9 protein-coding genes are annotated in these 9,318 nt (G+C 45.3%); 8 read left to right on the top strand and 1 reads right to left on the bottom strand.

Features of this window, described 5'->3' with window-relative positions; genetic code table 11:
- Positions 1-430: 430 nt before the first annotated feature.
- The 8 genes from AAKU64_RS21660 (at position 431) to AAKU64_RS21625 (ending at position 9,067) form a co-directional block, all read left to right on the top strand.
- Positions 431-1,561, top strand: a complete 1,131-nt coding sequence (locus AAKU64_RS21660; protein ID WP_354363007.1) for a branched-chain amino acid ABC transporter substrate-binding protein — start codon at positions 431-433, stop codon at positions 1,559-1,561.
- 133 nt (positions 1,562-1,694) lie between these two features.
- Positions 1,695-2,666, top strand: a complete 972-nt coding sequence (locus AAKU64_RS21655) for a LysR family transcriptional regulator (protein ID WP_354363006.1) — start codon at positions 1,695-1,697, stop codon at positions 2,664-2,666.
- 381 nt (positions 2,667-3,047) lie between these two features.
- Positions 3,048-4,334, top strand: a complete 1,287-nt coding sequence (locus tag AAKU64_RS21650; protein WP_322120195.1) for a Glu/Leu/Phe/Val family dehydrogenase — start codon at positions 3,048-3,050, stop codon at positions 4,332-4,334.
- A 322-nt stretch (positions 4,335-4,656) separates the two neighbouring features.
- The gene (locus tag AAKU64_RS21645; RefSeq protein ID WP_354363005.1) at positions 4,657-5,553 is read left to right on the top strand and encodes an amino acid ABC transporter substrate-binding protein; all 897 of its coding nucleotides are present in this window, start codon (positions 4,657-4,659) and stop codon (positions 5,551-5,553) included.
- A 220-nt stretch (positions 5,554-5,773) separates the two neighbouring features.
- The gene (locus AAKU64_RS21640) at positions 5,774-6,730 is read left to right on the top strand and encodes a transporter substrate-binding domain-containing protein (RefSeq protein WP_354334625.1); all 957 of its coding nucleotides are present in this window, start codon (positions 5,774-5,776) and stop codon (positions 6,728-6,730) included.
- A 101-nt stretch (positions 6,731-6,831) separates the two neighbouring features.
- Positions 6,832-7,584: an amino acid ABC transporter permease gene (locus tag AAKU64_RS21635; RefSeq protein ID WP_354334623.1), complete on the top strand. Its 753-nt coding sequence runs from the start codon at positions 6,832-6,834 to the stop codon at positions 7,582-7,584.
- A 2-nt stretch (positions 7,585-7,586) separates the two neighbouring features.
- Positions 7,587-8,279, top strand: coding sequence for an amino acid ABC transporter permease (locus AAKU64_RS21630; RefSeq protein WP_354334621.1), 693 nt, complete (start codon positions 7,587-7,589; stop codon positions 8,277-8,279).
- A gap of 62 nt (positions 8,280-8,341) precedes the next feature.
- Positions 8,342-9,067, top strand: coding sequence for an amino acid ABC transporter ATP-binding protein (locus AAKU64_RS21625; protein WP_354334619.1), 726 nt, complete (start codon positions 8,342-8,344; stop codon positions 9,065-9,067).
- Positions 9,068-9,099: 32 nt separating this feature from the next.
- On the opposite strand, the gene AAKU64_RS21620 is transcribed toward AAKU64_RS21625, so the two are convergent.
- Positions 9,100-9,318: hypothetical protein (locus tag AAKU64_RS21620; protein ID WP_354363004.1), on the bottom strand; the 219-nt coding region annotated here is incomplete at its 5' end.

Below are 9,318 nucleotides of genomic sequence, written 5' to 3'. Positions count from 1 at the left end.
GGCAACTTTCGACTGGCTGGTCAAAAGGCAGAATGCTATCGCATCTGACCCTTTGACTTTTTATTCAATGTTGCTCTTCGTACTTGAATCCGCCATGTTTTTAATAAAAATAATGGGGAGTATATTAAAATCACTGCATCTTCAGGTCATATTAAGCTAAGCTATTGCCGTTCCGATATCAACTAGTTGTCGCAAAGCATTGTCGGCACAAAGTTTGCTATAGGTAGCTTAGAACTGGCTCAGCTCGCGTCGGCAGATACAATAAACAATGGTCATGGCTTAAAGGTATTCTGACACAGAGGCAAAATTGCGCAGCGCAACAGCTTATCTGGTCCGTTCTAAAAGTTTTTAAATCGTCTCAAATTCAAGATTTAATTTGTAAATAATCCCCCTACTATGGGGTGGAATTATCCCAGGCTCAGGAGAAATAATGAAAGTACCAACACAAAAGCTGATGTTTCCCGCATTACTGCTGGCCTTACTCGTGAGCGCCTGCAGTCGCCAGGTAGAAGTCAAGATCGGTGTCGTGGCACCTATGACAGGCTCCTTGGCGCACAACGGTCAAGATATTGCCCATGGCGCGCAAATCGCGGTGGAAGAGCTAAACGAGGATGGTGTTTTTATTAAAGGCAAACGAGCGCATTTCAGCCTGGTGATTGAGGACGATAAAGCTTCCGCCGACGAAGGCAAAGCTGCGGCCCAAAGGCTAGTTGATGCGGGTGTGGTCGCGGTGTATGGACATTTTAATTCGGGCGTCACGATTCCGGCCGCGCCGATTTATGCCAAGGCGGGTATTCCACAAATGTCGGCATCGACTAATCCCCAGTTCACCCGCATCGGATTGTCTACAGTGTTCCGTATTGGTGCAGATGATATCGAGCAAGGCGCGACATTGGGGCGTATTGCGACCGAGAAGTTAAAAGCCAAAACCGTATTCGTGGTTGACGATGGTTCTCTCTTTGGCGTCGGCTTGGTGGCCGAGGTGCTGAAGATGCTCGATGCTAAAAAAATCAATTCTGGCAAAGAGTCTGTTACGCCAACAACAGTCAACTACAGCAGCTTAATGAAAAAAATTACTGATCTGAATCCAGAGGTAATTATTTATGGCGGTGACGAACCGGTGGGCCTTGGTTTGTTAAAAGAACTACGCACTAACGGTTCCAACGCTAAATTTTTGGTAGGTGATGGTTTATGTGAGGGTTCTACAATCAAAGCTGCCGCGGGCAACGCCGATCGTAATTTCTTCTGCACGGTAGCGGGTGTGCCGCCGTCTTGGTTGTCTGGCGGGGCTGCTTTCATTCAAAAATATCGTGCCAAGTATGGCGAGCCAGGTGCCATGTCGCCGATTTCTTATGATGGTATCCACGTATTTGCACAAGCTATGCAAAAAGCAGGTTCGATTGATCCTGCAGTATTTGTCCCCGAGCTCAAGAAAGATTCTTTTGACGGCAAAATCCAAGGCACTATCGAGTTTGATGCAAAGGGCGATATTAAAGACGGTACGGTCGTCATTTATGAATCTGTCGGTGGCAAGCTGACTGAAGTGAGTAGTATCTTTTAATAAGCTTGATTAGCTACACCATTAAAATAGCAGAAAATAAGTTACGCAAATAAGGACGCCACACCATTGAGTTGAATCTCATCGTGTGGCGTTTTTTTTGCCAGATGATCGTCAATCAGCATAAGATACTGCTATGGAAACCAAATGGCTGGAAGACTTCGTCTCTTTGGCTGAAACCAATAGTTTCAGCCGCTCCGCCGAGTTGCGACACGTTACGCAACCGGCTTTTTCACGTCGCATACAATCGCTGGAGGCCTGGCTGGGCAGCGATCTGATTGATCGCACTTCTTACCCCACCAGATTAACCCATGCGGGTGAGATTTTTTATGAGCAAGCCATCGCTATGCTGGGGCAGATCAACAATGCGCGCGCGCTATTGCGAGGTAAGCGTACTACTACGCAGACCACAGTTGATTTTGCTGTACCTCACACTTTATCCCTGACCTATGTACCAAAATGGCTGACCGGACTGGAATCTGCTTTTGGTGAAATCAATAGTCGCTTGCTTGCACTGAATGTGCATGATGCCGTGATGAGTCTAGTGGAGGGTGGCTGTGATTTGCTGCTGTGTTATCACCATCCGCGCCAACCTTTATTGCTGGACTCTGGTCAGTACGAGATGATTAGCATGGGTTCTGAAGCACTGCGCGCCTATGCTCGTTGCACTAAAGCTGGTCTGCCAGAATTTAGCTTGCCCGGCACAGAACGTTCGCCTTTACCCTTTTTAGCGTACGCCAATAATGCCTATCTGGGGCGCATGGTCGACTTAATTTTAAACGACGCCCGTATTCCTTTACATTTTGAAAAATGCTACGAAACTGATATGGCCGAAGGTTTAAAAATGATGGCCTTAGAAGGGCGAGGCGTGGCTTTTTTGCCCGAGTCCGCAGTCAGTCGTGAGCTAAAGCAAAAACAATTAGCGCGTGCTGATGGTGGGTCTAATGCGTGGGAAGTAGAGATGGAAATCCGTCTCTACCGCGAGAAACCTTCTACCCAGCGCCCCGGTAAATTAATCGTTGGACGGCTTTGGGATTATCTGGCGCAATTGCACGGCGCTCATAGCGGAGTGGAGCTGAAATTCGCTAAGAAAATAGTCAAAAAATAAGCTGAATCAAAAGAACTGTAATGCGTCAATATGAAAAATAATTGCCGGACCTGCGATGTATCTGGCAAGATTTTTGTCAGGTTTTAGCACTACTATTTGGCAAAAAAACTGGCTTAAATATATCTATGCATTTGCTGCATACATACATGCAAACAAAGCATTGGCGACAGCGAGATCAGTTGTCCTACACTGCATCACGTTATCGGAATGCCGCTTTTAAAAAACGTTTTAAAGTACAAATGATGGGTCGCAATGCGTCGCAATTTGTCACATTAAGTTCGTGTTTTAGAGATCAACAAGTTCTGGTCGTTAGTATTGAACGTCGAATATCGTTAACTCATTTAATTAAACAAGTCAGTCAAACAAGTCAGGAGACATACCATGTCCAGCCAACACCAAATACCATCTTATCTTACCCCTCATGAGACAGGTCCTTGGTCCGTTTATTTAGAGCAAATTGATCGCGTCACCCCTTATCTCGGACACTTATCGCGTTGGGTAGAAACCCTCAAACGTCCTAAGCGTATTCTCATCGTCGATGTGCCTATCGAACGCGATGACGGTAGTATTTCTCACTTTGAGGGCTATCGCGTACAACACAACACGTCCCGCGGCCCAGGTAAAGGTGGCGTGCGTTTTCACCAAGATGTGACCCTGTCAGAAGTGATGGCGTTGTCTGCTTGGATGACGATTAAGAATTCTGCTGTCAACGTACCATACGGCGGTGCTAAAGGTGGTATCCGTGTCGATCCAAAAACACTCTCGCGTGGCGAACTGATGCGTATGACGCGTCGTTACACCTCAGAGATCGGCATCATCATCGGACCGGATAAAGATATTCCTGCGCCAGACGTCAATACCAACGAACAAACGATGGCGTGGATGATGGACACCTATTCCATGAATGAAGGTCGCACAGCTACCGGTGTAGTAACCGGCAAGCCAATTTCACTCGGTGGTAGTTTGGGTCGCCGTGAAGCAACCGGACGTGGTGTATTCGTAGTCGGTTGCGAAGCTGCGGCGAAACGTAATTTAAATATCGCCGGCGCGAAAATCGCAGTCCAAGGTTTTGGTAACGTTGGCGGTATCGCCGGTCGTTTATTTGCAGAAGCTGGCGCAAAAATCGTTGCTGTACAAGATCACGGCGGCACCGTATTCCACTCGTTTGGCTTGGATGTGCATAAATTGCTCGATCATGTGGCAGCTGTCGGCAGCGTTGCGGGCTTTGAAGGTGCAGAAGCAGTTTTGCCGAATGAAGATTTCTGGGGCGTTGATTGTGACATCCTGATCCCTGCTGCGCTAGAACAGCAAATTACTGAAGCCAATGCCAACAAGATTCGCGCCAAAATTATTCTGGAAGGTGCGAATGGTCCAACTACGCCCGTCGCCGATGATATTTTGCGTGATAAAGGTGTATTGGTCGTGCCTGACGTAATTGCTAATGCCGGTGGTGTGACGGTAAGTTATTTTGAATGGGTACAGGATTTCTCTAGCTATTTCTGGCAAGAAGATGAGATTAATCAACGCCTGACACGGATCATGAAAGAAGCCTTTAACGCAGTATGGCAAATCACTGAAGAAAAAGATGTCTCTCTGCGCACTGCAGCGTTTATTATTGGTTGTTCCCGAGTTTTGCAAGCACGCGAAGTACGTGGTTTATATCCATAATATCTAGTATTAAATAGTTCGTACCATTCCACTATCGGTTAATTAATCATAGCGATAGTGGAAAAATAACATCCATCAATCGCTTCTGCGGTGATGGATGTCTTGTCATATTTGGCTTGCCTTATTGTTGTAGTAAGTTTCATGTTTGTGGCACGTATTTTGCTGATATTTTTACCTTGCTTTGAGTAAATTTATTTTTTTCATATCAAGGCATGAGATTGTTTTGTGGGATTAGTTCTTTTCTGTTGAGTCAAACGGGTATTTGCACTTACCATCCTGAGTTTTGCACAGAAGTAACTTCTGTATCACCTGAGGAATCAAGATGAAAGTAAAGCATAGTATTAGCAAAATAGGCATGTTCTTTGTGCTGAGTTGTTGCGTCACGCTTGCAAACGCTGCCGATACGCTCACCCATATCAAAGATACCCAAACGATCACGATTGCTCATCGTGAGGCGTCGTCTCCGTTCTCTTACTTATCTGAAAACAAAAAACCGATTGGCTACTCCATCGATATCTGCCTCAGGATTGTCGACGCCATCAAAAAAGAACTCAAACTACCGCAGCTCAAAGTTAATTATTTATTAGTAACTGGTAGCACACGTATCCCAAGTATTGTTGAAGGTAAAGCCGATCTGGAGTGTGGCTCAACCACCAATAATGCAGAACGACGCAAGCAAGTCGCTTACACCATCCCACATTTTTTTGCGACCTCCCGCATGCTGGTTCGTGCAGATTCCGGCATCAATAACTGGACCGATCTTAAAGAAAAAACCGTTGTCACGACCAAAGGGACAACCTCAGTCAAACTCTTGGGTGACCGCGACAAAGTACGTTCACTTGGATTGAAGCTGGTAGAGGCAAACGATCACAATAATTCTTTTGCGATGGTTGAGTCAGGTCAGGCAGCAGCTTTCCCAATGGATGATGTTCTGCTGTATGGCTTAAGAGCCAATAGCAAAGACCCAAGCAAATTTGTCATTGTTGGTGATGGTTTATCCACTGAGCCTTACGCCATTATGCTGCGCAAAGACGACCCTGCATTTAAGGCATTTGTTGATCGTGAAATCGCCAACCTCATGGCAGATGGCGATATCAACAAGTTGTACACAAAATGGTTTCAGCAACCGGTGCCACCCAAATCGACCAATCTGAATATGCCAATGGGATTTTTGTTGAGGGACACTATACGTTTCCCGTCCGATAAAGTGGCAGATTAATTTGGCGAAATCTAAGGAAAAAAGAAGTCGACAAAATAAGTCGGCAAATCAAAAAAATTGCGGTGCTGAAATAGATCAAAAACTTACTCCATTAAGCTGTCTTTTACATGCAACTGGTAAGTAATATCACGTACCGCAAAAGGGAGAAAAAACGTTTTCTGTATAAGTGGTTTTGGTAAACTCGTTATGTAATATTTTCGATGTAACTCTTGGAGACTGTATGAAATTATCGACATTATTTTCTGTTCTGGTAACTGCTGGTGTAATCGTAGGAACTGTAGGTGCAGCACAAGCGCAAGAAACTGGAACACTGAAAAAAATTAAAGAAACAGGCACGATTACCCTCGGTGTGCGTGACTCTTCCATCCCTTTTTCTTACCTCGATGACAAACAGTCATATCAAGGTTATTCGGTTGATCTGTGCCTCAAAGTGGTCACAGCAATCCAAAAACAATTAGGTTTGACCGCACTCAATGTCAAGCTCAATCCAGTAACTTCTGCCACACGTATTCCTTTGATGGCAAACGGCACGGTCGATCTGGAGTGCGGCTCCACGACTAACAATGTAGAACGTCAAAAGCAAGTTGCCTTTGCACCGACTACCTTCGTTACTGCAAACCGTATTTTGTCTAAAAAATCCTCAGGTGTAAAAACTTTGGCAGACTTGCGTGGCAAATCGGTTGTGTCAACCTCAGGTACTTCTAACCTCAAGCAATTAACCCAACTCAATGCAGATCAAAATCTGGGCATTAATATTTTGCCAGCCAAAGATCATGCTGAAGCGTTCTTGATGGTAGAAACTGGTCGCGCTGTCGCTTTTGTCATGGATGATATTTTGTTGGCGTCTTTAGCAGCGAATTCCAAAGCACCTGCTGATTATGAAATCAGCAAAGAAGCGCTGTCAGTTGAGCCGTACGGCATCATGATGCGTAAAGATGACGCACCGTTTAAAGCTGTTGTTGATAAAGCAGTTGCTAACGTCCTGACTTCAGGTGATATCAACCGTATTTATCACAAATGGTTTTTACAACCAATCCCACCTAAAGGTATTTCTTTGAACTGGCCAATGTCAGACCAATTTAAAGCGGTGATTGCTAAGCCTACGGATTCTGGCGAGCCATCAGCTTATGCCGTTGTTCCTGAAGCACAAAAAGCAGTATTGAAAAAGAAAAAGTAATTTTATAAAAATATGGAATGAGCCATCGCATAACGGGGGGCACTAAGCCTCCCGTTTTGTTTTGAGTGTTAAATGATCGGCCATTTTGGAAGGGACAAAGAATGAACTATAACTGGAACTGGAATATCTTTTGGGAGGCGGCGCCAGATGGCGGCGGCACCTATTTTGATTCATTGATCTCGGGTATGTTGTGGACCTTAGCGACCGCAGCCTTAGCCTGGATCATTGCGCTTTTTTTAGGCGCTGTCATCGGCACCATACGCACCGCACCGAATAAATGGGCCGCGCGTCTTGCCAATGGGTATGTGGAATTATTTAGAAATATTCCGCTACTGGTACAAATGTTTTTATGGTATTTCGTCATGCCAGAACTGGTACCGACGGAAATGGGTAACTGGCTGAAGTCTTTACCGAATGCACCGTTTGTTACTGCGGTATTGAGTCTGGGTTTCTTTACCTCGGCACGAGTAGCTGTTCAAGTATCAGCGGGTATCAACGCCTTACCTCGTGGTCAGAAAATGGCTGGCACTGCCTTAGGTTTAACGCTCCCACAAACGTATCGCTATGTCTTGTTGCCAATGGCGTTCCGCATTATTTTGCCTGCGCTCACCAACGAATTAGCAGCGATTATTAAAAATAGTTCTGTCGCTTTGACCATCGGTTTGATGGAGTTGACTGCCAGTGCGCGTTCAATGCAAGAATTTTCTTTTCAGGTATTTGAGGCGTTTAGTGCTGCTACGCTAATCTACTTAATGGTATCGGTCATTGCGATCATGCTCTCTAATTTATTGGAAAAGAAAACCGCTGTTCCAGGGTTTATCACGTCCGGCTCTGCTAATGCGGGAGGACATTAATCATGTTTAGTAATTTTGATTTTGATGTCATTCAGCGTTCTTGGGTTTATCTGTTTAAAACAGGGATGTCGTTCACGCTAGAACTGACATTTCTGGCGATGACTGGTGGTATCGTTCTTGGTACTTTGTTGGCGATGATGCGCCTGTCCAGTATTAAGCCGATCAAATTTATCGCCACGACCTATGTCAATATCATGCGCTCCATTCCTCTGGTGCTGGTGATTTTCTGGTTCTATTTCTTGGTGCCTTATTTAGGCGCATGGGTTATCGGTTCCAAAGAGCCTGTGCAAGTCGGTGCGTTTTCATCTTGCCTGATTACCTTCGTGATGTTTGAGGCGGCCTACTATTGCGAAATTATGCGCTCTGGTATTCAGTCGATTCCACGCGGACAAATCTGGGCTGGCTATGCCATCGGGATGAACTACTGGCAAACCATGGGTAACATCGTATTGCCGCAAGCCTTCCGCAATATGATCCCGGTTTTGCTGACACAAACCATCGTCTTATTCCAAGACGTATCGCTGGTTTATGTACTGTCGATTCCTGATTTTGTAGGCGCTGCTTCTAAGATCGCGCAACGTGACGGACGATTAGTGGAAATGTATTCCTTCGTCGCCGTCGTGTACTTCGTTCTTTGTTTTGCGTTGTCGGCACTGGTTAAAAAATTACAAGAAAAAGTCGCGATTATTCGCTGACCAATTACTTATTTAGATAAAAACATTTTAAAGAGCGTTTAGAAAAACGTTTGGAGAAGATCATGATTAAATTAAATAACGTCAGCAAATGGTACGGTCAATTCCAAGTATTGACTGACTGCACTACGCAAGTTACTAAAGGTGAAGTCGTTGTGGTCTGCGGCCCATCTGGTTCTGGTAAATCTACCTTGATTAAAACTGTCAACGGACTGGAGCCTTTCCAAAAAGGCGACATTACGGTGGATGGTATTTCTGTCGGTGATCCAAAGACCAATTTGTCCAAATTGCGTGCGCGCATCGGGATGGTATTTCAGAACTTTGAGTTGTTTCCGCATTTGTCGATTCGTCAGAATCTGACCATAGGCCAAGTCAAAGTCTTGGGGCGTTCAGAAGAAGAGGCGACAGAAAAAGGTCTTAAGTATTTAGACCGTGTTGGCCTGATTGCGCAAAAAGATAAATTCCCTGGCCAATTGTCCGGTGGTCAGCAACAACGTGTAGCCATTGCCCGTGCTTTGTCGATGGATCCGATTGCCATGTTGTTTGATGAGCCAACTTCTGCGCTCGATCCAGAAATGATTAACGAGGTGTTGGATGTTATGGTGGGTTTGGCGCAGGAAGGTATGACGATGATGGTCGTAACGCATGAGATGGGCTTCGCCAAAAAAGTCGCCAATCGCATCGTCTTCATGGACAAAGGTCTGATCGTGGAAGATTGCGCCAAGGATGAATTCTTTAATGCGGCCCGCTCTGAGCGTGCACGTGATTTCCTGGCTAAGATTATTCACTAAGTCCGAACTAAACTCTTCGCTATTAAGGACGATTACTGCAGACGACTACCGGATTTAATCCGCCATTTTGGCTTAAGTCCGGTGCTGATCCCAGTTTGCGATACGGTTTTGTAAGCAATAAATTTAATATATGATCTTGTGAGGAAGATCCTCAGTGTTCTAATGGAATGGACGCCCTCTTTCAAACGGCATCGATGTGCCAAAATGGGAGCGGCAACACCCCCTAAATGAAAGGAGCGTCCAAAATGATC

This window comes from Undibacterium sp. GrIS 1.8 (assembly GCF_040544445.1).
Taxonomy (GTDB): domain Bacteria; phylum Pseudomonadota; class Gammaproteobacteria; order Burkholderiales; family Burkholderiaceae_D; genus Undibacterium.
This window is presented reverse-complemented; position numbering and strand designations above follow the sequence as displayed.